Source organism: Asinibacterium sp. OR53 (assembly GCF_000515315.1).
GTDB lineage: Bacteria > Bacteroidota > Bacteroidia > Chitinophagales > Chitinophagaceae > Sediminibacterium.
Map to the genome: position 1 here is coordinate 3013697 of NZ_KI911562.1, position 23068 is coordinate 3036764.

At 47.1% G+C, this 23068-nt stretch carries 17 protein-coding genes; 3 read left to right on the forward strand and 14 right to left on the reverse strand.

The window, feature by feature from the left end:
- The 5 genes from SEDOR53_RS0113345 to rhaT are packed head-to-tail and all read right to left on the reverse strand — an operon-like array spanning position 1 to position 8561.
- The gene (locus SEDOR53_RS0113345; RefSeq protein ID WP_051416649.1) at positions 1-2766 is read right to left on the reverse strand and encodes a glycoside hydrolase family 2 TIM barrel-domain containing protein; all 2766 of its coding nucleotides are present in this window, start codon (positions 2764-2766) and stop codon (positions 1-3) included.
- Between the two features lie 6 nt (positions 2767-2772).
- Positions 2773-4032 carry an FGGY family carbohydrate kinase gene (locus tag SEDOR53_RS18010; protein WP_037361304.1) on the reverse strand — a complete coding sequence of 420 codons (1260 nt, stop codon included), beginning with the start codon at positions 4030-4032 and terminating at the stop codon, positions 2773-2775.
- Positions 4029-5303: a TIM barrel protein gene (locus SEDOR53_RS0113355; RefSeq protein ID WP_026770180.1), complete on the reverse strand. Its 1275-nt coding sequence runs from the start codon at positions 5301-5303 to the stop codon at positions 4029-4031. Before SEDOR53_RS0113355 ends, SEDOR53_RS18010 begins: the two co-directional genes overlap by 4 nt.
- A 60-nt stretch (positions 5304-5363) precedes the next feature.
- Positions 5364-7469: a bifunctional aldolase/short-chain dehydrogenase gene (locus SEDOR53_RS0113360; RefSeq protein WP_232214776.1), complete on the reverse strand. Its 2106-nt coding sequence runs from the start codon at positions 7467-7469 to the stop codon at positions 5364-5366.
- Positions 7470-7475: 6 nt separating this feature from the next.
- Entirely contained in the window at positions 7476-8561 is a 1086-nt protein-coding gene (gene rhaT / locus SEDOR53_RS0113365) for an L-rhamnose/proton symporter RhaT (protein ID WP_232214777.1), read from the reverse strand.
- A gap of 152 nt (positions 8562-8713) precedes the next feature.
- Here rhaT and SEDOR53_RS18015 point away from each other — a divergent pair, with 152 nt between their 5' ends.
- Genes SEDOR53_RS18015 through SEDOR53_RS0113380 form a run of 3 tightly spaced genes read left to right on the forward strand, consistent with a single transcriptional unit; the run spans position 8714 to position 12471 of the window.
- Positions 8714-10876 (forward strand): TonB-dependent receptor domain-containing protein, encoded by a 2163-nt coding sequence (locus SEDOR53_RS18015; protein WP_051416650.1) that lies wholly within the window; start codon positions 8714-8716, stop codon positions 10874-10876.
- A 3-nt stretch (positions 10877-10879) separates the two neighbouring features.
- On the forward strand, positions 10880-11989 hold the full coding sequence (locus SEDOR53_RS0113375; RefSeq protein ID WP_026770183.1) for a cytochrome-c peroxidase: 1110 nt from the start codon (positions 10880-10882) through the stop codon (positions 11987-11989).
- A gap of 32 nt (positions 11990-12021) precedes the next feature.
- Positions 12022-12471 (forward strand): rhodanese-like domain-containing protein, encoded by a 450-nt coding sequence (locus tag SEDOR53_RS0113380; RefSeq protein ID WP_026770184.1) that lies wholly within the window; start codon positions 12022-12024, stop codon positions 12469-12471.
- 13 nt (positions 12472-12484) lie between these two features.
- On the opposite strand, the gene SEDOR53_RS0113385 is transcribed toward SEDOR53_RS0113380, so the two are convergent.
- From SEDOR53_RS0113385 to SEDOR53_RS0113425, 9 genes are all read right to left on the reverse strand, one after another.
- Positions 12485-13810, reverse strand: a complete 1326-nt coding sequence (locus SEDOR53_RS0113385) for an alpha-L-fucosidase (RefSeq protein WP_026770185.1) — start codon at positions 13808-13810, stop codon at positions 12485-12487.
- Positions 13811-13825: 15 nt separating this feature from the next.
- Positions 13826-16372 carry a beta-galactosidase GalB gene (gene galB / locus SEDOR53_RS0113390; protein WP_026770186.1) on the reverse strand — a complete coding sequence of 849 codons (2547 nt, stop codon included), beginning with the start codon at positions 16370-16372 and terminating at the stop codon, positions 13826-13828.
- Positions 16373-16430: 58 nt separating this feature from the next.
- The gene (locus SEDOR53_RS0113395) at positions 16431-19100 is read right to left on the reverse strand and encodes a glycoside hydrolase family 3 protein (RefSeq protein WP_037361307.1); all 2670 of its coding nucleotides are present in this window, start codon (positions 19098-19100) and stop codon (positions 16431-16433) included.
- Between the two features lie 102 nt (positions 19101-19202).
- Positions 19203-19418 (reverse strand): GDCCVxC domain-containing (seleno)protein, encoded by a 216-nt coding sequence (locus tag SEDOR53_RS18910; protein WP_084220433.1) that lies wholly within the window; start codon positions 19416-19418, stop codon positions 19203-19205.
- Positions 19419-19442: 24 nt separating this feature from the next.
- Positions 19443-20051, reverse strand: coding sequence for a mercuric transport protein MerTP (gene merTP / locus SEDOR53_RS0113405; protein ID WP_026770189.1), 609 nt, complete (start codon positions 20049-20051; stop codon positions 19443-19445).
- Positions 20048-20422, reverse strand: coding sequence for a metalloregulator ArsR/SmtB family transcription factor (locus tag SEDOR53_RS0113410; protein WP_026770190.1), 375 nt, complete (start codon positions 20420-20422; stop codon positions 20048-20050). Before SEDOR53_RS0113410 ends, merTP begins: the two co-directional genes overlap by 4 nt.
- Before the next feature lie 107 nt (positions 20423-20529).
- Positions 20530-20931 carry a pyridoxamine 5'-phosphate oxidase family protein gene (locus tag SEDOR53_RS18915; protein ID WP_084220434.1) on the reverse strand — a complete coding sequence of 134 codons (402 nt, stop codon included), beginning with the start codon at positions 20929-20931 and terminating at the stop codon, positions 20530-20532.
- Between the two features lie 4 nt (positions 20932-20935).
- On the reverse strand, positions 20936-21937 hold the full coding sequence (locus SEDOR53_RS0113420; RefSeq protein ID WP_026770192.1) for an NAD(P)-dependent oxidoreductase: 1002 nt from the start codon (positions 21935-21937) through the stop codon (positions 20936-20938).
- The gene (locus SEDOR53_RS0113425) at positions 21930-23063 is read right to left on the reverse strand and encodes a hypothetical protein (RefSeq protein WP_026770193.1); all 1134 of its coding nucleotides are present in this window, start codon (positions 23061-23063) and stop codon (positions 21930-21932) included. Before SEDOR53_RS0113425 ends, SEDOR53_RS0113420 begins: the two co-directional genes overlap by 8 nt.
- Between the last annotated feature and the right edge of the window lie 5 nt (positions 23064-23068).

Genomic DNA, 23068 nt, shown 5'->3' on the forward strand with positions numbered 1-23068 from the left:
TTACCTGAAATCAAACCACAACACCCCATGAACAGGGTCGGCGCTTAGTTTATTTTTTTCGCTTTGCGGACCCATCTTTTCATTGGCCGGCTTGAATTTGGTGCCAATCGGACTGATGGTTTGCAGAAATCCCAGCTCGCCTTTGGGAAATTCCGGCACAACATTGTTGTTCAGCGGTGCGTCTTTGGGTCGCTTCGGTTTACCCATTTGCAGGAATGTATTTTCATTCTCCGTAAAAACAGTAAACGGCGCTTCTTTATTTTCTATGACTGCCCAACTCCATGCAGCATGGTACCCTTTGAATTCAGGATAGTCCCAGGTTTCACCGGTTACTGCATCGTTGTATGCTTTGTGCCATACGCCCATCTGCATACCCTTCATCCTGTTTTTCCATACCCGGTAAGGCCCCCTGCCCAGCCACTTCATTCCTGTTATTTTTTCTTCGGGGTAATTGAATGTGATGCCTGAAAAATTCACTTCACCGGTCTGCACATACGTGTATTCCAGTTTCACCGGTTGTCCGGGATGGAAGGTCCACCGCACATGCAATGAAGCATCGCCTGAATAGGTACATGCCACAATATGACTGTTGGCAGAATCGCGGTGCGTCAATTCATCCAGCCTGCAATCAACTCCCGCCAGCACTGGTCCGCCTGACAGTGATATTACCGTATTCCCTTTTATCACCCGGTGCAGGAGCCCTGTTCTCTTGTTGAAATAATAATTGATGTGATCGCTGCTGACAACGAGCGAACTGTCTGTATCTTTTGTTGTAACAGCCGAAGCATTCACTGCAGACCTCAACAAGCGGTCGGCCGTTTGTTGAGGTGTTCGTAACGACCAGCTCCAGGTAAAAATTTCACGATAATTGGGGTCATACGCTGTTAAGTAAAGCGCATCCGCTTTGTTTTTTGCAGCAGGCAAATGTAAATCCAGCACGCCTTTTTTTCCCGGCTTCAAAAAAGAAATGGTTGCCTGTCCCTCTGCTATTACTTTAGAGAGGGTTGTTGCATCTTTGGGTGAAGGGAAAGAAAGCAGTTTCCATTCAAACCTGCATTGGTTAAGGTTGGTAAACAGGTACCTGTTTTCTATATCGAGCTTATCATTAAAACCGGGTTTGTTCAACCGGGGAGCAATATAAACTGGCGACCATATTTCTTTGATTGTATAAAAGCTGGCTTCTTTTTCACGATGCGGTCCTAGTATACCATCAGGTGCATGGTTCCCATCTGTATCATACACACCGTTCTTATCTGTTCTGACTACTCCTTCATCGAGCAATGCCCAGAGGAAGCCTCCTGCGCTGCGCGGGTGGCGTAACATCAGGTTCCAGTAATCGTCGAGCCCTGCACCCAATCCGCCATCGTATAAGCCATGCAGGAATTCAGTTGGAAAGAATATCTCTTCTCCTTTTTCTGCAGAAGCCTGTATATACTGGTAATCGGGATAATGCTTGGTATCTGTGCTGCCGAATTTCTGCCAGGGGTGGATCACTATACGTTTTTGCGGATCATACAACTTGAAATCTTCATCGATGGAAGTATTCCATCCACCTTCATTACCATTATCCCATATTACAACTGAAGGATGGTTCACATCTCTTACAACCATCTCCTTTACCAGTCTTTTGGCAGTAGCAGTGTCGTAAGATTTTTGCCAACCATTCAGTTCATCCAACACGAACAAACCCAGCGAGTCACAGAGATAAAGAAATTGTTGGTCTGGCGGATAATGCGACATGCGAACCGCATTCATGTTCATTTCTTTCATCAGCCTGATGTCCATCAGGTGTACATCCCTGCTCAACGCCCTGCCGCTTTCAGGCCAGAAGCTGTGCCTGTTGGCCCCTTTGAACATGACTTTCGCACCATTTATATAAATGCCCTCTTTTGGCTTCACTTCAACCGTTCTGAAACCGAACGACTGTTTTACCTGGTGAATAACATTTTTAGTATCCCTGATCGTTACCAGCACCCGGTACAGATTCGGGAACTCCGGGCTCCACTGCAAGGGATGGTCAATCTTTATATGAAGGGATGTCTTTTCCTTATCGCCTTTCACCTTTTTAGAGAAAAGTTTACCAACATGTTCTCCGCTCAGCTTTTGAATCTGTGCTTCAATAACCTGTCCTTCGCGTGCATGCGCATGATATACATCCATATTAAAAGCACCATCGGCTTTTGCATCTATTGCAACTCTTTCAATGAATGTTTCGGGAACAATTTCCAGGTACACGGGACGGTAAATACCGCCGAATACCCAATAATCGCCGCTGCGTTCTGCTCTGTTTACAGATTCATTGGCCGACATTTTACTCACGCGTACTTCGAGCAGGTTGCTTTCCCCTGGTTTGATGAGCGAAGTGATATCGTATTTAAATTGGTAAAAACTTCCCTGGTGAACAGCACCGGCTAAATGTCCGTTGATCTTGACTTCTGTATCGGTCATGGAGCCTTCGAATACAATGAAAACCCTTTTCCCTTTCTTCAACGCCGGAACCTTGAAAGCATGCTTATATAACCCTTCTTCGTTTGCTTTTACTTTATCGTGTCCGTAATTATACGCACCAAAACCTTGCAGCTCCCAGTTGGAAGGCACTGCAATCTTTTTCCACTTCCCGCTGTTCATACCGCCGGTACAGAAGAAATCCCACTGAACAGTATGGTCTTTATCGGTGCCGGACAAATACTGGATAATGGTTTCCTGCGCAGATGCGGTACAATATCCGCCCAGGCAGAGCAAGAAAAGAAAAAAATAATTTTTCATGATAATTCAAATAGATCTTTTACCAATTTGCCAGGATCCGTGAAGAGCGAGTGCGGCTCCCAGGGCAGAAGCCTGTGCCAATACAGACGCAACAACCACGGCATGCGGAAAAGCACGAGCCAGCAAGTGCATAAAGATACTATTTTGTGCGAAGCCGCCTTCCACTAATAAGCGCATAGGGTCTTTTTCCGGATGCACATTTCTTATCACGGCCACTTGTTCTTCCACCAATTCAAAAACCAGTTGGTGATACGCAGCAACAAAACTATCTGTTTGTTTGGGTGTCCAATGCAAATCAAAAACAACTTGTTTGTATGCACCTGACTGCACACCAAAATCTTTTTCCAGTTTGGCGGCTTGTTCTTCATGCTTACGGCCCAATAGCAGTCTTCCCGCTTTCACGGGACGGCCTTCATACGTGAGGTAACACAGCATATCTGAAGACAGTTCCGCCGCAGTCAACGATCTATCGTTGAAAGGATTGAGTGTTACTGACCATGTACCGGTTGATACCAGCACAAAAGGTTCTTCTGCCTTGATCAAATAAGGAAGCAATGCAGCAGAACTGTCGTGCAATCCAACACCAACATGCAGCGGGCGTTCACGGTATTGTATTTGAATAGCAGCGCGACTGGAATAAATAGGCGGCAACTTACTGGTCATATTTTCTTCCTGTACCCATGGGTGATAATCCTGCCGCTGAAAATCCCACAGCGCTGTATGACAACCCAGGCTGGTCATTTCACTGCAACATTCTTTGGTAAAAAGATAACTCAACCATTGCGGCAGGTGCAGTGTTTGATGTACATCGGCAAAAACAGACGGCTGTTCTTTTTTCAACCGGTAGAGTTGTAAACCCGTATTCAGGCTACCGGTTAAAGGCGCTCCGGTAGCAAGTGACAATGCTTGTTCACCTCCATAAGTACTGCAAAACTCCTGTAATAGTGTTGCAGGATATGGCTTGAGGTAATTGTACAATGGCATCAAAGGTTTTCCCGTTTCATCCAAATGCACAATGCTGGCGCCATAGCCTGAAAAATTCAAAGCCTGTATATCGAAATCCGGATGATCGAAAGCCTGATCGAATATTTCCTGCATCCACTTCGCCAGTAGATCCAGGTCTTCCGAAGGATAACCATCCGCATCTGTTGTTTCTTCCAGCTGCACAGTCCGTTCATACACAACCTCATAGCTCCTGTCGAAGAGAAAGAATTTTTTATTGGTCCGGCCAATATCAAATACGGCAATTACTGGAAGCGGTGTCATAGACCGGTTGTATGAGCATGGTAACCACGTTGTGCAATGAGTGCTTTGCGTACACCGGCCTGCCTGAACAAGTCCAGCGGACGCAGTGCGCCGCCTGAACGTAATCTCGCTTCTGCAACCAGCGGCCGCAGGTCGGTGCGGTAAACTTCCTGTAATATTTCTTGTGCGGCTGCCACGTCGTTGTTCTCCTGTGCGTGGCGCAGTGCTGCCTGGTCTACCAGCAATGCCTGTGCATAAGCCAGTCGTATGGCTTCTACCGATTGCAGCAGGTCTTCCAGCGGGTCTTTGATATTATGCGAAGCATCGATCATCCATCCCAAATCAGCAGCGTGGTTCATACCTCGCGCATCCATGCCTTCCACCAGTTCGTTGAAAATAAGGAAGAGTTGATAGGGATTGATGGAGCCTACAGTGAGGTCATCATCGCCATATTTGGAATCATTGAAATGGAAACCTGCCAGTTTTCCTTCCATCAGCAACAGCGAAACGATCTGTTCGATGTTCGCATTTGGTAAATGGTGACCTAGATCGACCAATGTATAAGCTTGCGGACCGAGTTTGCTGGCATAGAGATAGGATTGTCCCCAATCTCCTACCGTCATAGAATAAAAATTGGGTTCGAATGCTTTGTATTCAACGAACATTTTCCAGTCTTTCGGCAATGCCGCATATATCTCCTGCAAACTTTCCAATGTGCGCTGGAATGCTTTCCTGAAATTCAACTGACCCGGAAAGCAGGAACCATCCGATAACCAAACGGTGAGCGCTTGCGAGCCGAGGGCTTCACCGTGACGTATCACTTCCATATTGTGTTCAATGGCTTGCCTGCGCACCTGCTCATTCAGGTGTTGAAGTGATCCGAATTTATAAGAATGCGCTTGACCGGGCTGGTCCTGGAAAGTGTTTGAATTCACGGCATCGAAACGAAGTCCGTGTGAAGATGCCAATTCCCTGATCGCTCTCGGGTCACTGGGTATATCCCAGGGAATGTGTAATGAGATAGCACCACTGCCCTGGTTTAACCTGTGCAGCAAAGCCACGTCTTCTATTTTTTCTTCGAGGCTACGCGGCTCGCCGCCACCCGGAAATCTTCCGAAACGCGTACCGCCGGTACCCAATGCCCAGGATGGAATTGCTACCTGGAAATCCTGTACCAATTTGATCACGCGCTCGGGATCAGCAATACGGTCTTTCAGCGCAGTGAGCGCTTTTGCATGTTGCGCATAATGAGTTTCGTTGTGCGCCGTTATTGCGGCTTTGTTGACAAGCATTGTTCTATCGTTTAGCAATCTTTATCAAATATCAAACCTTATTCATCACCAGCCACCTTATCAGCGTAAAAATCCTGCGGCAACACCTCCATCCACATTCAATACATTGCCTGTTGATTTGTTCAGTAATCCGCTAACCAGTGCATAGCAGGCATTGGCAATATCTTCGGGCAGGATGGCTTCTCCCAGCAAAGTACGCTTGGCATAATAAGCCGGCAGTTCTTCTACACTGATGCCATAAGCTTTTGCACGCCCTTCGGCCCATCCGCCGGCCCAGATATTGGAATCGGCGATCACCGCATCGGGATTCACGATGTTCACCCGTATTTTTTCTGCACCCAGTTCAGCCGCCAACAAGCGTGAAAGATGTGCCTGTGCTGCTTTGGCCGAACCATAGCCAGCGTTATTGGGTCCGGCTACTACGGCGTTCTTCGATACAATATTGATGATATCGCCACCCATTGCCTGCTTACGCAGAACGTCTACCGCAACTTGCGATACCAGGAATTGTCCTTTTACCAGTATATCATAGAGCCTGTCCCAATCGGCTACTGTATGGTCTGCCAATGGTTTGGAAATACTAATGCCTGCATTGTTTACGATGATATCAACACCTCCAAATGCCAATACTGCCTCTTGCATAGCATTGTGTATTTGTGCGGCATCTGTTACATTGAGCAATCCTGCCGCCACTGCATCTTTTCCGAAAGCCTGTTCAAATTCTGCTTTCGCGCCTTGCAATCTTTCTTCATTCACATCATTGATAAAAACACAGGCGCCTTCTGCTGCAAACTTTCTTGCAATGGCTTTGCCGATGCCTCCTGCGCTGCCTGTTACCAACGCTATACGTCCGGAAAGCGCTTTAGGCTTGGGCATACGCTGCAACTTGGCTTCTTCCAGTAACCAGTATTCAATATCAAAAGCTTCCTGCCTGGGCAATGAAGTGTAGCCCGATATGGCTTCCGCGCCACGCATGACGTTGATGGCGTTGATGTAAAATTCTGCGGCAACACGCGCTGTCTGTTTGTCTTTCGCAAAAGTGAACATGCCTACACCCGGATATAATATTACTACCGGGTTGGGATCGCGCATAGCGGGACTATTATCGTGCTTGCATTTGTTATAATATTCGGCATACATGCTGCGATATGATTCGAACAGCGGGAGCAATTGTTGCTTTAATGCAGCAGCATCTGAAAGATTGGCGTCTGGTTGCAGGTTCAATACCAGCGGACTGATCTTGGTGCGCAGGAAATGGTCGGGACAACTGGTACCCATCGGCGCCAACCGATCGAGGTCGTTGGAGTCGATGAATTGCAATACACGTTCATCATCTGTAAAATGACCCACCATTTTTGTATAGCCGGAACAAAATCCGCGCAGCAAAGGCGCGAGCGAGGCTGCTTGTTGCAGGCGCTGCTCTTTGGGTAATGGTGTTATTTTTTCTCCGCCGAATACAGATCCCTTCTTTTGAATATTTTCTTCGATATAAGCGGCACAACGTTCCACTACTTCCAATGTATTCACATAACTTTCATAAGCCGTATCGCCCCAGGTGAACAGCCCGTGCGAGCCCAGCATGATGCCGCGGATACCAGGATTTTGTTCCAGGCATTGACGCAGTTGCAGGCCCAGGTCGAACCCCGGCCGCTGCCAATCTACCCAGCCGATGGTTCCGCCAAACAGTTCCTGTGTAATGCGTTTGCCATCTTTGGCAGCCGCTATGGCAATAGCTGCATCGGGATGCAGGTGATCGATGTGTTTGAAAGGAAGAAAACCATGCAGTGGTGTATCGATGGATGGCGCTTTGGAGGAGAGATCGTATATGCAGTGGTTGAATAATTCTACCATTTCATCTTCATGCGCGCGGCCACGGTATACATTTTCCAGGCTGCGTAAGCGGTCTACATACAACGCTGCAAGGCCGCTTTTTTTCAGTGTGCCCAGGTCGCCACCGGATCCCTTCACCCACATAATTTCTTTCATTTCACCCGTGAGCGGGTCTTTCGCCATGGCTTTGCATGATGTATTGCCTCCGCCATAGTTGGTTAAACGAAGATCTGCACCCAATAAATTAGAGCGATAAATGAGCAAGGCCACTTCATCACCTGCGAGCGCAGTCGCTTCACGCTCGTCCCATAAATAGTTTACGTATTTGAATTGCATTTTCATCTATTTGATTGAATTACCATACCCTACTACCAATACCGAAGCGATGATGGTAGCGATGCCTATCGCAATGGTTCGTTTGGTAGGCCCATGGGTACCTTTCCATTCTTTCGAGAGGATACCCCACATATTGGCTATGAGTATGATAAAAGACATGTGTAATATCCAGGAGCTGGCGCCATTACCCATTTTGCTTTCTCCCATACCATAGAAGAAAAACTGCAGGAACCAAGTGACACCACCAAGTGCGCACAACAAATAATTTTTCAGCAAGGGCGTTGCACGATTGGTATAATCGCCAAAGCTTTTGTTGCGCGCATTGAGTACCATGCACCAGATGAAGTTGGTGGTCAACCCACCCCACAATATAACCACAAATACCACATTGTTTCGGAACAGGAACTCCCCTGTTTCGGCAGGGTTGGCCGTCTTCCACAACTGGTTGGCCAGAATAGCCATGCTGCTGCCGGCTTCTATGCCAAAGCTGAAACAGGCGCTGAGCACACCCGATATAATGGCCAGTGTTAACCCGCGCGTGATGTTGAATTCACTACCGGAAGCATCTGTTTTCGCATGCCCCATTTCCTCATCTTTCATACTGCCTGCTTTGCCGCAGATGATGATGCCAATAATACAAAGTACCAGTCCGGCCAGCACCCATTGTCCCCAGGTATGTGTGAACAAATCGGCAATGGTATCTTTTCCCGGTTGCGGGTTGAAATAATAATAGATTGATGGAACCAGGGAGCCGAAAACCGAACAAAGCCCGAGAATGATAGAGCTGCCCAATGCCACGCCCAGGTAACGGACACCCAGACCGTATGTCAGTCCGCCTATACCCCAAAGTAGTCCCATCAGGTAAGTAGAGCCGATCACCGACTTGGGCGCCCGCCCGATGATATCCATAAACCCGGGGATGGTAAGCCAGGCCGCCACGAGCGGGGCGATGGTCCAGGAGAAGATTCCTCCCACGATCCAGAAGCTTTCCCAACTCCAGCCTTTGACCTTTTTAAAAGGCATGTAAAAACTACCTGAGGCGAAACCGCCTAAAAAATGGAATAATACTCCGGCAAGCGTAATCAGCATCATATAAGCAAATCTATTTTACCATATACAACCGGCCATCATGTCCTGTCCTGCACCCACAAATTCCATGATTCGTAACCCCATTTTCCCGATTTTGATAGTGACGGCCCGTGAATTCGAACAACTTTGCACAAAATTTTAGTTAAAAGATAACGATGAAAGGATTCATAACAACAGGATTACTGATTTTGAGTGGTTTGACCGGTTTTGCGCAGCAGGACAGCGCCCGGACCTTGAAGCACGTAACCATCACCGGTTACCGCACTGTCAATGGCGTAGGCCACATGATGGATGTAAAGGAAGGCATTATCTATGCCGGTAAGAAGAATGAAGTCATCATTACCGATAGCCTCGATGCCAATAAGGCCATCAACAATACCCGCCAGATCCTGGGAAGGATCCCGGGGCTCAATATTGTAGAAACCGAAAGCAGTGGTTTTACGGCCAATGGTATTGCCACCCGCGGCCTCAACCCCACGCAAAGCATAGAAATGAATACCCGTCAGAATGGCTATAATATCAGCTCCGATATTTATGGTTATAACGAAGCGTATTACCTGCCCCCCATGGAAGCGGTCAACCGTATTGAAATGGTGCGCGGTGCGGCATCGTTGCAGTTCGGTTCGCAGTTCGGGGGCCTCGTTAACTATGTTATCAAAAATGCACCTACCGACAAGCCCGCTGAATTCAATACTTCATTTACCGTTGGCAGCTATGGCCTATTCAATTCTTTCAACTCATTCGGCGGAACGTATAAGAAATGGAGCTATTATGGCTTCCTTCAATACCGCAATATGCAAGGCTACCGTGCCAACAGCGACCAGTGGCAGTTCTCCGGCTTTGGTAAAGTGCAGTACGCCGCTTCCGACAAAGTAAAAGTGGGCGTAGAATATTCCTTATTGCGTAACCAGGTACACATGCCGGGAGGTCTTACTGACAGCATGTTCCAGGCCAATCCCAAGACTTCTACCCGCGCGCGCAACTGGTTGAAAAGTCCCTGGAATATTGTAACGGCTTATCTCGATTATAGCCCGTCTGAAAGAACAACCATCAGCCTCAAGTCATCTTATTTATTCAGTAACCGTTCACTTGTTTGGCGGAATGAAGACGGAGGTCCGGAAGCGCTTGATGTGATTGACCCTGCCACCAATGCTTTTGTTCCCCGGGAAGTGAGCACGGAAGACATGCACAATACCACTACGGAGTTCAGGATCTCTCACCGTTATGCTTTAGGCAACAATGAATCTGTACTGGCAGGCGGACTCCGCTACAGTTATGCATGGTTCAACAGGAAAGGTGGCGGTGAAGGCACTACCGGCAGTGATTTTGACCTGCACATTAATGGTGACTGGGGATACAACCTTGATTTTACCACTACCAACATCGCCCCTTTCGTAGAAAATATTTTTAAAGTAGCGGATAACTTTACCGTTACACCTGGTTTCCGTTTTGAATACCTGCACAGTACCGCTAAAGGATATAAAGTTGACGGGTTGGATAAGATGGTGGCCGATCAAAGCCGGAACCGTTATTTTCCGCTTTTCGGATTGGGTCTTGAATACAAACCCACACACAATACAAGCCTGTACGGAAACATCAGCCAGGCTTATCGCCCGATAGATTATAGCCAGTTGGAACCATTTGGGGTTACTTCTAAAATTGACCCGAACCTGAAAGATGCATCGGGATTCAATGCCGACCTGGGATACCGTGGTACGGTGAAGAATTTCCTGAATTTCGACATCAGCGGTTTTTATTTGGCTTATAACAACCGTATTGGTGTGGTATTGAAAACAGATAACCAGGGAAATCAATATTCTTATCGTACCAATATTGCCAACAGTGTGCACAAGGGTATTGAAAGCTATATAGAATTCAACCTCCTGAAATACCTGAACCCTGCTTCCAAAAACGGTATAAGTATTTTTAACTCGCTCGCTTTCATCGATGCAAAATATACTTCCGGTGAATTCAATGGCAAGCGCGTAGAAGCTTCTGCTAAAATAATTAACCGACTGGGTATTATTTACAGCAGTCCCCGTTTCTCCGGTACTTTCCAGTTTAACCGTACCGGCGATGCCTATGGAGATGCATCAAACGTAGTGAGCAGCAGCGATCCCATTGCAGGATACATTCCCGCTTATACTGTGCTTGATGTAAGCGCTACTTATAAGATCTGCAACTATGCAATAAAAGCAGGTATCAATAACCTGGCCGATAAAGCATATTTTACCCGCCGTACAGACGAGTATCCTGGTCCCGGTATCATTCCTGCGATTGGAAGGAGTTTTTATATTGGTGTAGCGGTAAAATTGTAATGGATGCGGAACAAAAAGCCTCTTTTCATACTTGTTGGCATCATTACAGGTATTGCATTTTTTACAGCGTGCTCTAAAGATCATAATGAGATCACCATTGTGCCTGTTGATAAAGTGCAGCTTGGCAAAGCCATCTTTTTCGATAAGAACCTTTCCAACCCGGTTGGACAGGCCTGCGCCAGCTGTCACAGTCCCAATGCGGCTTTCAGCGACCCCAATCATGGCATTACGGTACCAGGAGCAGTAAGCGGATTGTCTTCCAACCGCAACTGTCCTTCCCTCACCTATGCTTCATTTACACCTCTTTTTCATTATGACCCGGTTGATTCCGTATATGTAGGCGGCTTCTTTTTAGACGGGCGTGTGAATACCCTCCAGGAACAGGCTATGCGGCCGTTCCTCAACAAACTGGAAATGAATAATACAGATACGGCCATGGTCATTGCCAAATTGCGTGGCGCTGATTATTTTCCGCTGTATAAGAAAGTATATGGAGAGCCTGCTAATATCCCGCAGGCTTTTGCGAACATGGCAGATGCCATTGGCAATTTTGAAATGTCTTCAGTGTTCAGTCCCTTTACTTCAAAATTCGATTACTACCTGAAAGGTGTTGCGCAATTGAGTCCCGAAGAAGAGCGGGGATTGAAACTATTCAACAATCCTTTAAAAGCCAATTGCGCCGCCTGTCATCCTTCCACTCCCGATGCTGATTTAGGTAAAGTGATGTTTACCGATTTCACGTATGACAATATTGGTGTTCCTAAGAATCCGGCCAATCCTTTCTATTCCATTCCTTTGGCTTTCAACCCGGATGGCGCGAATGCGCTTGATTATGGATTGGGCAAGATCTTGAACAATGCCGATTTCTACGGTCATTTCAAAGTATCAAGCCTTCGCAACGTGGCTATAACGGCTCCTTATTTTCACAATGGCTTTTTTAATACGCTGGAAGAAGTGGTGCATTTTTACAACAAGCGCGATGTAGAGCCTTTCCCCGCTGCTGAATTTCCTGCAACCGTTAACCACAAGGAAATGGGGAACCTGCACCTGACTGCACAGGAAGAAAAAGACATTGTTGCCTTTCTGAAAACATTAACCGACGGCTATAAATAGCATTCTGCCTCTTATTTTTGTAAAAAAGAAGCATGAAGTACCCGTTTTTCTTCCTCCTTACCGGTCTGTTCCTGTTTGGGAATATCGCAACAGCACAAAACAACGAACCCTGGACAAGCAGCCAGTTAATGGCGCCGGCCTTTCTTGCCGAAAAAATCACCAGCAACCAGGCCAATGATATGCTTGTTTTATGCGTTGGTCCCGGAGCGCTGATCAAAGGATCAGTAAACATTGGCGCTGCGCATGAAGCGGGCAACATTCAAAAATTAAAAGACTATTTAAAAGGGGTAAAAAAAGATACGGAAGTGATCATTTATTGCGGTTGTTGTCCGTTCGACAGATGTCCGAATATCCGGCCCGCCTTTACCGCATTAAAAGAAATGGGATTCAACAATGCACGGCTGCTCGATCTGCCTAAGAATATCAAAGCAGACTGGCTGGATAAAAATTATCCAGCTGCCGGCAACAGCGATCACAATTGATCTATCAGATTGTTTAATTCAATCCCCCATGCCCTTTATACAACCTGAGTGGTTTATCTAATTTTATTTTTAATACGGTTACATATTTATCTGCAACTGAATCTGGTACGGTGATATAAACCAGGCCGGGAACAGGGCTCCAGGAAATCTTTCCTACCACTTTAGACTGCAACTTAGTGCCATTGCCCAATACGGTTACTTCTTCTATTTTATTGCTGAGTCCTTTGATCATCACCTGGCCATTCACTTTCCCATGCAGGAACAGGTACAAAGTAGTAGAGTCTTTGGACAATGTAGAGGGTCCATAAAAATGTCCTTGCGGTAATCCGCCCACCGTATTAAAAATAGCTTCTTCGTGTTTTTTATTCCATGCACCCAACTCTTTCAGCAAATGAATCTGTTCTTCCGGAATGGTGCCATCTTCTTTTGGTCCCATATCGAGCAACAGGTTACCGCCATTCGATATCACATCTGCAAAAATAGTGATCACCTCATAGGGTGTTTTCCAGTTACTGTCGTGATGAAAACCCCAGTTATCATTACTGGTCATGCATAGCTCCCACCAGTTATAGCCGGGACGTGAAACGGGAAAATTCTGTTCCGGCGTTTCATAATCGCCGTACCCTTGAAGCCTTCCATTAATGATAGATTTGGGGTTGCCCGATAAAATGATCGTCCTTACTTTTTGTGACTCCCACTCTTCGGCACTGTGTTCCCAATCTCCATCAAACCACCAGAGATCGGGACGGAACGTGTCGGATATTTCTTTGATCTGTCCCTGGAAAAAAGCGCGGAAGCGGTTCCATCGGTCATAATCCTTTGATACCGTATACCTCGAACTGTCTTTCAGGAAGCCGGGATAGTTATCAGAACTCCAGTCAATCAGTGAATAATACGCGCCACATTTGATATTGCGCTTGCGCAATTCTTCGAAGAAAGGTTTCACCATATCTTTTTTAGCAGGCGTTTGCTTCACAATGCTGAGGTTGCTCAGTTTGGTGTCGTACATCGCTACCCCATCGTGGTGTTTGGTGGTGATGACCGCATAACGGGCGCCACTTTCCTGTATTAAGCTGGCCCAGTAAGCAGGATCGTATTTTTTCAAAGTGAAGCCCTGCAGTTGTTTCATATAATCTGCATAGCTGATCTTTTTATTATGAAAACTCCAGGATTCGTCGATACCGTTGACTGCATAAATACCTGCATGAATGAATATGCCCAGCTTGGCATCGCCAAACCATTGCATCTTGTCGTGAATTTCTTTAGGGTCGATGTTTTTTTGAGCAAACCCTGCCTGTATACAAACAAACAGGCAAACCATTGTAATAAGCTGCTTCATGCGTGATGGATGATTTTAGTGAAATGCTGTAATCTCTGTATTTGCCGATGCCAGGCCCGGACTTGTAGCTTTTACTTTGATGGTACCCAGCTGTCCTTTCCTGGCTTTTACAATAACCAGGGCCATGCCATTATAGGCAGGCCGTGTATGACTTTGAAATGAAACAAAACTGGTGGCGTCTCCGTTATCGGTAGCAATTATTTCGCCGGGGCCTTCTACAGTAAAGGTTACTGCAGGGTTAGAGCGGGGAACAGTGAGTCCACCTGCATCCTGCACTTTTACCGTAATAAAAGCCAGTTCGGCTCCATCATTGGATAAACGCTGATGGTCTGATTGCAGGGAAAGTCTGGCTGCATCGCCTGTAGTTTTTACTAGATCCGTAGCCCAACGTTTGCCATTTTTATAAGCAACCACTTTGAGTTCACCTGGTGCATATACTACACTGTCCCATATCAAACGAAAATCCTGGTTTTCTTTTTTCACTTTACGACCCAGGCTTTTGCCATTCAGGAACAATTCTGCTTCATCTCCTGAAGTATATACATGCACGGGCACGATGGAATCTGTTCTTTCTTTCCAGTTCCAGTGAGGAAGGATATGCGCCATGGGCAATTCAGGCCGCCAATGAGCCTGGTAGAGATAATACCTGTCTTTGGGAAACCCGCAGAGGTCAATAATGCCAAAATAACTGCTGCGGGAAGGCGGATTCTTTTTCTTCAGCTCTTCGAGCTTTTGTCTTAATGCTTCCTGTTGTGTGGGGTCATTGCGAAAATTCAGGAGGTTGGTTTCATCAGAGCCATAAGGTGTGGGCTCTCCCAGGTAATCGAATCCTGTCCAGACAAATTCACCCAATAAGTGAGGATATTGGGCATTGGTTCTGAATTGCACATCCGGTATACAACCCCATCCCGGCCTGGCCAGGTCGTAAGATGTCACCTGCCAGTTTTGATAGTTCGCGTTCTTTCCAAAAAAATATTCCCCGCGTGAACTAACACAACTGGATGTTTCACTTCCGATGGTAGGTTTATCGGCATAGCGTGGATCTACATCCCATTGAGCCTGTTTACCGAAATTATAATTAACCCCCATAATATCCATTGCCATTGCAGCACCTGATTCCCTTCCGCCATTCGGATCGTTATAACCGTTAGACACGGGGCGTGTAGGATCTTCTTTGTGCACAATATCGGTCAGCATTTGGGTCATCGATACATTGCGCTGATCCGGTACTTCATTGCCGATTGACCAGATGATTACGGAAGGATGGTTCTTATCCCTGCGCACCATGGCTTGCAAATCTCTTTCATGCCAGGCATCGAACAATTGGTTATAGTCGTTCTTTTTCTTCCCTCTCTTCCATGTATCAAAAGCTTCATCCCAAACGAGGAAGCCCATCTGATCGGCCAGTTCCAACAATTCCGGCGCGGGAGGGTTATGAGAGGTGCGCAATGCATTACATCCCATTTCTTTCAAGATTGTCAGTTGTCTTTTCAGTGCGCTGGTATTGATGGCTGCTCCTAAGGCACCCAGGTCGTGGTGGTTACAAGTTCCTTTTATATCAACCCGCTTTCCGTTCAATAAAAAACCATTGCGTGCAGTAAAACTGATGGTGCGTATGCCAAACGCTGTATTGTAACTGTCTACGATCTTGTTGTTTATTTTGATAGTTGTTTGCGCCTGGTAACGATGTGGCGTTTCGAGGCTCCATTGTTTGGGATTCGATACAGTGGCCTGCGATGATGACAGTGCTTCACCACCTGCATGAATAGTGATAATAACAGGATGGGTTGTTGCTACTTTTTTTACAGGACGATTGTGCTGATCCAATTCGAACAGATCGGTATTTACCACCGCTTTCACCGGCTGATGGCTTTCGTTGTTGACTTTGATTTTCAGATCAACCACCGCTTCATTGTCTTTAACCACAGGCGTGGTAACAGTTGTGCCCCAATGGGCAATATGCACCTCATTGGTTTTTACCAGCCATACATGACGATAAATGCCGGCACCCGGGTACCAGCGTGAATCCCATTTTTCTGTATCCAGACGAACGGCAATTACATTTTCTTTACCAGCAATGATAAAGGGACTCAGGTCCATCCTGAATGAACTGTATCCATAAGGCCAGGTGCCCACATATTTTCCGTTCAGCCAAATCTGTGCATAGGCCATTGCGCCGTCAAAATCGATAAATATTTTTTTACCTGCATCTGCGGCCGGCACTACAAAATGTTTGCGGTACCATCCGATCCCCTTCCACGGTAATTTACCAGTCTCACCTGCCAACTCTATGCGAAACGGACCTGTAATGGCCCAATCGTGCGGAAGGTCCAGCTTCTGCCAGGCATGATCATTATAAGCAGTTGCTTCCACAGCAGCCGGTTCATCTTTTCTTGTTCCGTCGGGCTGTAATCCAAACCGGTTAAATAACCAGTCAGCATCGAAAGACTGCGTATTCGCATTACCCATGCGTACGATGGGAGGATGGTTTTGTGCAACCGACACAAATGAAACGCATCCAAACAAAGCCATTGTAACAATCAATCCTAATAACCGGTTCATTCTTCTTTTTATTTAGGGGTGATATCGTCGATTTTGGAAGGGGCTAAATTAATCACTTTTATTTCACTTCAAATATTTCACGCAATCGTATGTCTGAACTGGAACAACCAATCATGATCCGGAATTGCCCAGGTTCAATTACTTCTTTCATGTTTACGTTCAACATGGTGAGCATATCGGGTGTAATGTTGAAACGAATTTCTTTTTCTTCTCCCTTGTCAAGGCTTACCCGTTGAAACGCTTTCAGTTCTTTCACAGGCCTTGCCACGGATGCCAGTTCATCGTGCAGGTATAATTGCACCACTTCATCAGATTTATAATTACCTGTGTTTTTCAGTTTAAAGCTGAGCGACAATGTTTCTCCTGTTTTGATCACATGTTTCGCCAACCGGAGATCCGAATAGGTAAAACTTGTGTAACTCAACCCGAATCCAAACGGAAACAGCGGCATTCCGGTAAGGTTGTTATAATCGTCGCCGCGGCCGGTAGGTTTGTGGTTATAAACCAGCGGTAGTTGCGCTTCCGATACAGGGAATGTAATGGGCAGTTTACCTGAAGGCGACCGGTCTCCGAATAAAATAGCCGCCACTGCATCTCCGCCTGCTTCGCCCGGATACCATACATCCAGCACACCATTCACTTTATCCAGCCAGTTGCGCATCGTAACAGCGCTGCCGCCTACCAGCAATACCACAACCCGTTTACCCGAAGCAGCTACACGCTGTAACATTTCATCCTGCAAGCCCGGCAACGCCAGTGAAGCCCTGTCCCTGAACTCTCCTTCTTCAATACCAGCAACCACTACCGCTATATCAGCGCCGGCTGCTGCATTCACTGCTTGCTGTATCTTGTATTCGCTGCTGTCTTGCACACCTGCATTCCAAATGAGGTGGAACCGTGCATTACCCGCCGGTTCAAAATATTCTACCCTGATATCGTAAGCTTTTTCTTTTTCAAAATGAAAATTGGCCAGCTTCGTAGCATAGCTCTGTTTTTGCCAATTATCGATGATGAGTTGGTCGTTGATAAACAAACGGTAGCCATCGTTACCGTCGATACCAATATCAACATTACCCGTTACAGGAGATTGGATCTTCCCCGTCCATCTTGCCGAGAAAAAATCATAATTGATCTTTGCGGGATCGGGAGAAAACAAAGTCCACTGAAAATTGATGGCCGCATCCACCCTTGATAGTACCGGCGTTCCTTGCAGCGTAATATTGTTGAAATAAGCTGCAGATAATCCTGGCACCCTTTTTCCATTTTGCATGGTGAATAAACAACTATCCGGAACGACCGTCCAGGTTTGATGTTGCCTTCCAGGTCCGGGTGCGTACACTACCTGCCAATTATTTCCGGCTCTTTCTTGTATACCTGCCAGGATGGATTGCTTATGAATACCGGGACCGCTGTAACCACCCAGCCGCGCTTCGACAGCGTCTGTACCAAGCACCGCAATTTTTTTGAGGGATGTGGTAAAAGGCAATACCTGGTGATCGTTCTTCAGCAGCACCATTGAACGGATGGCTGCTTCTTTGGCCAGTTCCCGGTGTTGTTGGATGCTCCACTGCTCCAGCATCGATGCATCTACATAAGGTTTTTCAAAAAGACCCAGTTCGAATTTTGCCCTTAATACCCTGGCTACGGCGCTATCAATGGCGCCTGGTCTCATGCTCTTATCGAGAAAATGTTTTTCGAACAATTGATGGTGTTCATACGCAGTCTGAAAGATCACATCCAATCCGTTCTCAATAGCCTGCTTGCCGGCTTCTGCATAATCTGCTGCCGTAAAATGTAATACATTGGCGCCACCGGTGGCTCCTGCATCGGACAACACGAATCCTTTGAACCCCCAGTCTTTCCTGAGTTTTTTATTCAGCAACCAGTCATTGGCAGAACAAGGCGAACCGTCCAGTGAATTGTATGCTGTCATGATACTCCTGGCGCCGCCCTTTTGTATCACCGCTTTGAAGGGGACAAAATAAGTTTCTTCGAGCAACCGTTCATTGTAATGGATCGGGTAACTATCCCGACCACCTTCGCCATGGTTCACCGCAAAATGTTTGGGATTGGTGATGATCCCTCTTTGTTCAAATGCTTTTACAAAAGCCACACCCATGGCTGCCGAGAGTACCGGATCTTCTCCATAAGTCTCTTCCACCCTTCCCCAGCGCGCATCGGTGGCCAGGTTTACCACCGGTGAAAGAATATGACGAATGCCTCTCGATTTTGTTTCATTGGCAATGGCAGCAGCTACTTTGTTCATTAATGTGGTATCCCAGGTAGCTGCCAGGGCAATCGCCTGGGGAAAAGCAGTGGCTTCATCGCGGATGAGGCCATGCAATGCTTCATCGAAAGCAATGATGGGAATGCCCAGTCTTGTTTGTTCTACAAAATACTTTTGTATGCTGTTGATCTTTTGAAGGGTTTGTTGCGCGGTTTGTCCGGATTGATAATTCAACAGTTGTGCGGCGGCACCATGCTGCTGTTGCACGGTATTTACCTGGAAACCAAAAATGCCATTCTTATATTTTGAAGGATCATTACCCAGGTCGCCCGGTATCATGAACAGTTGCCAGAATTTTTCTTCCGGTGTCATGCGCTTCAGCAAGTCTTTTACCCGCACTTCTATGGGAAGGCGGGCGTTCTTATAAGCCGGAATCGTTTGTGCAATGGAAGGGTTGGCCAGGGCCAGGCAAAGCAGGAGAAATATGGTTATTTTTTGCATACAACTGTTAATAATACACTTATTATCCGAATGGACTGTAAGTTGCAGCAGCTTTTCTGATTTTCAACCAGGATTCTTCTATTTATAGGGGAAACTGCTTCTTCAGCAATGGCAGGTTCCCTGTTGAACAGGCGGGCATTTAACCGACCCGTAGCTGCAATACACACAGCAGTCGCCCGCCTTGGGTTGCAGGCGCTGGTGGCAGTTTTCGCATACATAGAAATACTGGCATGCATCGGTGGGCATGGTTTCTTCTTTTTGATGTCCGCAGTGGGGACAAGTAATGATAGATTGCAATTGTACCGCAGTATTTGACATACTATGAGATTTTGTTCCCGGCTGTTATTTGCCGGGGGATGGAGATATTACTTTATAGCCTGTTTCATTTTCGATGACGCCAGCCAGTTGTTGCAACGATATACTCGTGCTATCGAATTGGATGGTTACAGTGCCCTGGGGATAAGAGGTGTGAACCTGTTGCACACCTTTCTTTTTCAGCAAAGCGTTGTTCACATGTCCCTCGCAGGCTTCACAGTCCATGCCCTGTAAGTGTAATACAGCCTGCTGCTGGTTGGGCAAATGATTCGCTGCCTGTTGCTGCGGGATTTGAGGTTGCAAATATTTTGCATAATAGGGAAAGGCTGACAGCAAAAGGGAGACCGCCGCAACGATCCAAAGAAAAGATTTTGATTGCAAAAAGCTGCGCTTTGTTTCGCATGCACATTCGTCTTTCGCTTTTGGTTTATACGCCTGGTAAAAAGCAAACCCCAGGATCAATACCGTTGCCCCTAACAAGTAAGGCCTGAGCGGTGCAGCCCAGCTAAATGCGGCAACAGCGCTGCCGGTACCGCTTATAATGGCCAGTGCAGGAACAATACAGCATAACGATGATGTCAGCGCCAGCACCAGTCCGGAACCAAGCAGTATCTTATTGTTTTTTTCGTTGCTCATATTGCCGCTGCTTTTGCATTCAACTGGTTGATGATCTTAAAGAACGGCCTCAACAATTTCAGGTGCTCCGTTTTAAGGGAATAGAAAATCGTTTGACCCTCTTTACGCGATTCGATGATATTACCATCTTTCATTTTGCGCAGGTGCTGCGAAATAGCTGGTATGCTCATGCCAAGGATATCACTGAGGTCACAGGGGCAAAGTTCTTTTTCTTCTTCCAGCAGGTATAAGATCTTCAGCCGGACGTCGTTTCCGGCCAATGACAAGATACCAGATAGTTGCGAAAATGATCTTTCATTGTCAGCTATCTTTTCCCTGCAATCATTGATCTGCTCCGGATTGGCATTTTCACGAATACAAGTCCTCCTCATAACGAATAACTTTCTCACAAAAATAAACCTATTTTACTATTTAAGCAATTAGTTAAATAACTATCTCACAATCACCAATGCCTTGACTGTCTAGTCCTAAAATACTTTTATTTTTTTCCACCGGGTTTCCTGCTGGCCATTTTCACACTCTGCAACTGAATGGCCGACACTTCCCCCGGAATGGCCAGCGCGAAAGGATACTTGAGATGATACTTTTCTGTTGCACTCGGGATGCTTGGATGATCCTTGGGCAACCACATCCCATGAAACTGCAAGCCTTGTACGGCCAAAAGTCTTATCCTATCGGGCAATATGGTCCCTGAAACCGCAGGCTGTCGCAACAAAAGCTGCATATGCCGGCTCCCAGGGGAAGATTTGAAGTACAGCAAGGCTTTGCTGCTGTCGAAGGCGTAATAACACGCGAAACAATGAGGTCTGCCGTCCCCATCCACACAGCAGATCGAAGCGCATGTTTGCCGCTCGATAAACCGAATGATCGACTCTTCCATATAGTTATTGTTTTAGCCACCCTGCTTCCCTGTACCAGCCGATGGCCTGCCTGAGACCTTCTTCCAGCCCAAAACAGGGCTTGAATCCGAGCTCTGTCATCTCCGGGCAACAGACGCTCCAGTTAAGCGCCTTGAAATCCCGGAGACGGTCCCGGTTCAGGAAGGTAGCCCTCCCTGTGATATACCCCATTGCCTCTGCGATACTTGCGACGCCTGATACCATCCAGGCCGGCAGTGCCACCGGGATGGCGCTCTTGTTCAGAACAGAGCCTGCGATATGGGCAAAACTCTTCTGCGTATACACACGGAGATCGGATATCAGGAATTGTTTGTGCAAAACCGGTGATTCCACGCATAAAAAAACTGCCTGGCAGAGATCATTCACATGCAGGAAACTAAGCAGTCGACCCTCATCCCTCAATCCGATATCAAGCCGCTGTTGTAAGCACTTCAGTACTGGTAAAAAGCCCGTGTCCCGCGGGCCGTACACGGCAGTGGGATTGATAATGACAAACGGAAAATCCCTGAGAGCGAAAAGAAACTGTTCGGCTTCCAGCTTGCTTTGCCCATATTTCGACACAGGGTTTCGCTCCTGGGCAAGAGAAATAGGCGTTCTCTTGACGCCAGGCCCGAACGAGGCCAGGCTGCTGAGGTAAACAAATTTACGGGGAATAAGGCCATTCCGCATCAGCGCATGGACCAAACGCCTCGTGTGCCCGCAATTCACCACGCGGTAATCAGCCGGGCGAACGGCTTTGGTTACACCAGCGGCATGAATGACCACGTCCAGTTTGTCATACCTATCCCTGAACCCTCGCAGGGCAAGATCCAGCGCCTCGTCGTCGCTAAGATCCAGTTCCAGGAAGCGGATACCGGGATGCGCCAGGTATTTGCGTCGGCTGCTGTTCCTTATTCCCGCAAAGGTATTGAAGCCTCTTTGGAGAGCTTCGTCCACTAAAGCGCTGCCGATAAAACCGCTTGCTCCCGTGATCAAAATATTACGCATGCTCGTTCAGGTATCTTATATAACAACGCCGCCGTTTATGCTGCGTGGCCTCATAGTGTTCCCAGATGGCGCGGATGTTGCGATTGGTTTCCAGTTCGGGGTTGGACTCGGCATAGGCAATGCCATTTGCGATGTACGATTTTGTGATCTCATGCATCAGCAAGGCAACGGCTCCCTTCCCTTGCCATGCTTTATCGACGGCTACCAGGTACAGGTCGGCGAGGTTGTTTTTTCTCAATGCCTTCAGGATATACGCAAACCCAAAAGGCAACAATCTCCCCTTTACCTTTTTCAGGGCGGCGGAGAGCGAAGGCATAGTGATCCCACACGCTATCAGTTTGCCGTTCTCATCGGTCACCAGCGGAACGAAATCGGTACGGATAAACGAAAAATACTGTTTGGTGTAATATGCGATCTGCTTTTCCGTCAGAGGGACTACTCCATATAGATGGGAATAGGTTTCATTGATCAGGTCGAAGATAGCATTTGCGTAAGGAAGGATGTCTTTGGGTCGGCGCGCCTTTATTACCTGCAATCTGAATCGCTGCCTAACAACGGCGGCCATCCTCTCCAGTTTCTCCGGCATTGTTGACGGCACCTTTATCTGGTATTCGACCCAATCGGCATCCTTTACATAGCCGGCCTTTTCCATCAGGGATGGGTAATAAGGATAATTGTAAATGGCAGCCAGTGTGCCCACCTGATCGAATCCATTCACTAGCATTCCTTCGCGGTCCAGGTCGGTAAAGCCCATCGGGCCGTGGACCGCGGTCATGCCTGTTTCACTGGCCCAGATCTCGACCTGGGCGAGCAAGGCAAGGCCGACGCTGTCATCATCTTCAAAATCGAACCAGCCAAAACGCATATACTTGCTGCCCCATTTGTCGATATAGGCCTGGTTAAGGATGCCCGCAATGCGCCCGACTATTCTCTCTTGCCGGTATGCCAGCCAATAGCGAGCTTCGCAATAGTCGAAAGCCGGGTTTTTGTCCTTCCGCAATGTGGCCATCTCGTCAAAACGCAAGGGAGGCACATAAAAAGGATCATTCTTGTACAACCGGTAGGGGAAGTCAATAAAATTCTTTAGCTGCCTTGGGGCCATCACCTCCCGGATCACGATGTCCATTGGAT

Bases quoted from the DNA above. Each gene is read 5' to 3' on its own strand.
- SEDOR53_RS0113345 (WP_051416649.1), bottom strand. From the start codon at position 2,766: ATGAAAAATTATTTTTTTCTTTTCTTGCTCTGCCTGGGCGGATATTGT.
- SEDOR53_RS18010 (WP_037361304.1), bottom strand. From the start codon at position 4,032: ATGACACCGCTTCCAGTAATTGCCGTATTTGATATTGGCCGGACCAAT.
- SEDOR53_RS0113355 (WP_026770180.1), bottom strand. From the start codon at position 5,303: ATGCTTGTCAACAAAGCCGCAATAACGGCGCACAACGAAACTCATTAT.
- SEDOR53_RS0113360 (WP_232214776.1), bottom strand. From the start codon at position 7,469: ATGCAATTCAAATACGTAAACTATTTATGGGACGAGCGTGAAGCGACT.
- rhaT (WP_232214777.1), bottom strand. From the start codon at position 8,561: ATGATGCTGATTACGCTTGCCGGAGTATTATTCCATTTTTTAGGCGGT.
- SEDOR53_RS18015 (WP_051416650.1), top strand. From the start codon at position 8,714: ATGAAAGGATTCATAACAACAGGATTACTGATTTTGAGTGGTTTGACC.
- SEDOR53_RS0113375 (WP_026770183.1), top strand. From the start codon at position 10,880: ATGCGGAACAAAAAGCCTCTTTTCATACTTGTTGGCATCATTACAGGT.
- SEDOR53_RS0113380 (WP_026770184.1), top strand. From the start codon at position 12,022: ATGAAGTACCCGTTTTTCTTCCTCCTTACCGGTCTGTTCCTGTTTGGG.
- SEDOR53_RS0113385 (WP_026770185.1), bottom strand. From the start codon at position 13,810: ATGAAGCAGCTTATTACAATGGTTTGCCTGTTTGTTTGTATACAGGCA.
- galB (WP_026770186.1), bottom strand. From the start codon at position 16,372: ATGAACCGGTTATTAGGATTGATTGTTACAATGGCTTTGTTTGGATGC.
- SEDOR53_RS0113395 (WP_037361307.1), bottom strand. From the start codon at position 19,100: ATGCAAAAAATAACCATATTTCTCCTGCTTTGCCTGGCCCTGGCCAAC.
- SEDOR53_RS18910 (WP_084220433.1), bottom strand. From the start codon at position 19,418: ATGTCAAATACTGCGGTACAATTGCAATCTATCATTACTTGTCCCCAC.
- merTP (WP_026770189.1), bottom strand. From the start codon at position 20,051: ATGAGCAACGAAAAAAACAATAAGATACTGCTTGGTTCCGGACTGGTG.
- SEDOR53_RS0113410 (WP_026770190.1), bottom strand. From the start codon at position 20,422: ATGAGGAGGACTTGTATTCGTGAAAATGCCAATCCGGAGCAGATCAAT.
- SEDOR53_RS18915 (WP_084220434.1), bottom strand. From the start codon at position 20,931: ATGGAAGAGTCGATCATTCGGTTTATCGAGCGGCAAACATGCGCTTCG.
- SEDOR53_RS0113420 (WP_026770192.1), bottom strand. From the start codon at position 21,937: ATGCGTAATATTTTGATCACGGGAGCAAGCGGTTTTATCGGCAGCGCT.
- SEDOR53_RS0113425 (WP_026770193.1), bottom strand. From the start codon at position 23,063: ATGGACATCGTGATCCGGGAGGTGATGGCCCCAAGGCAGCTAAAGAAT.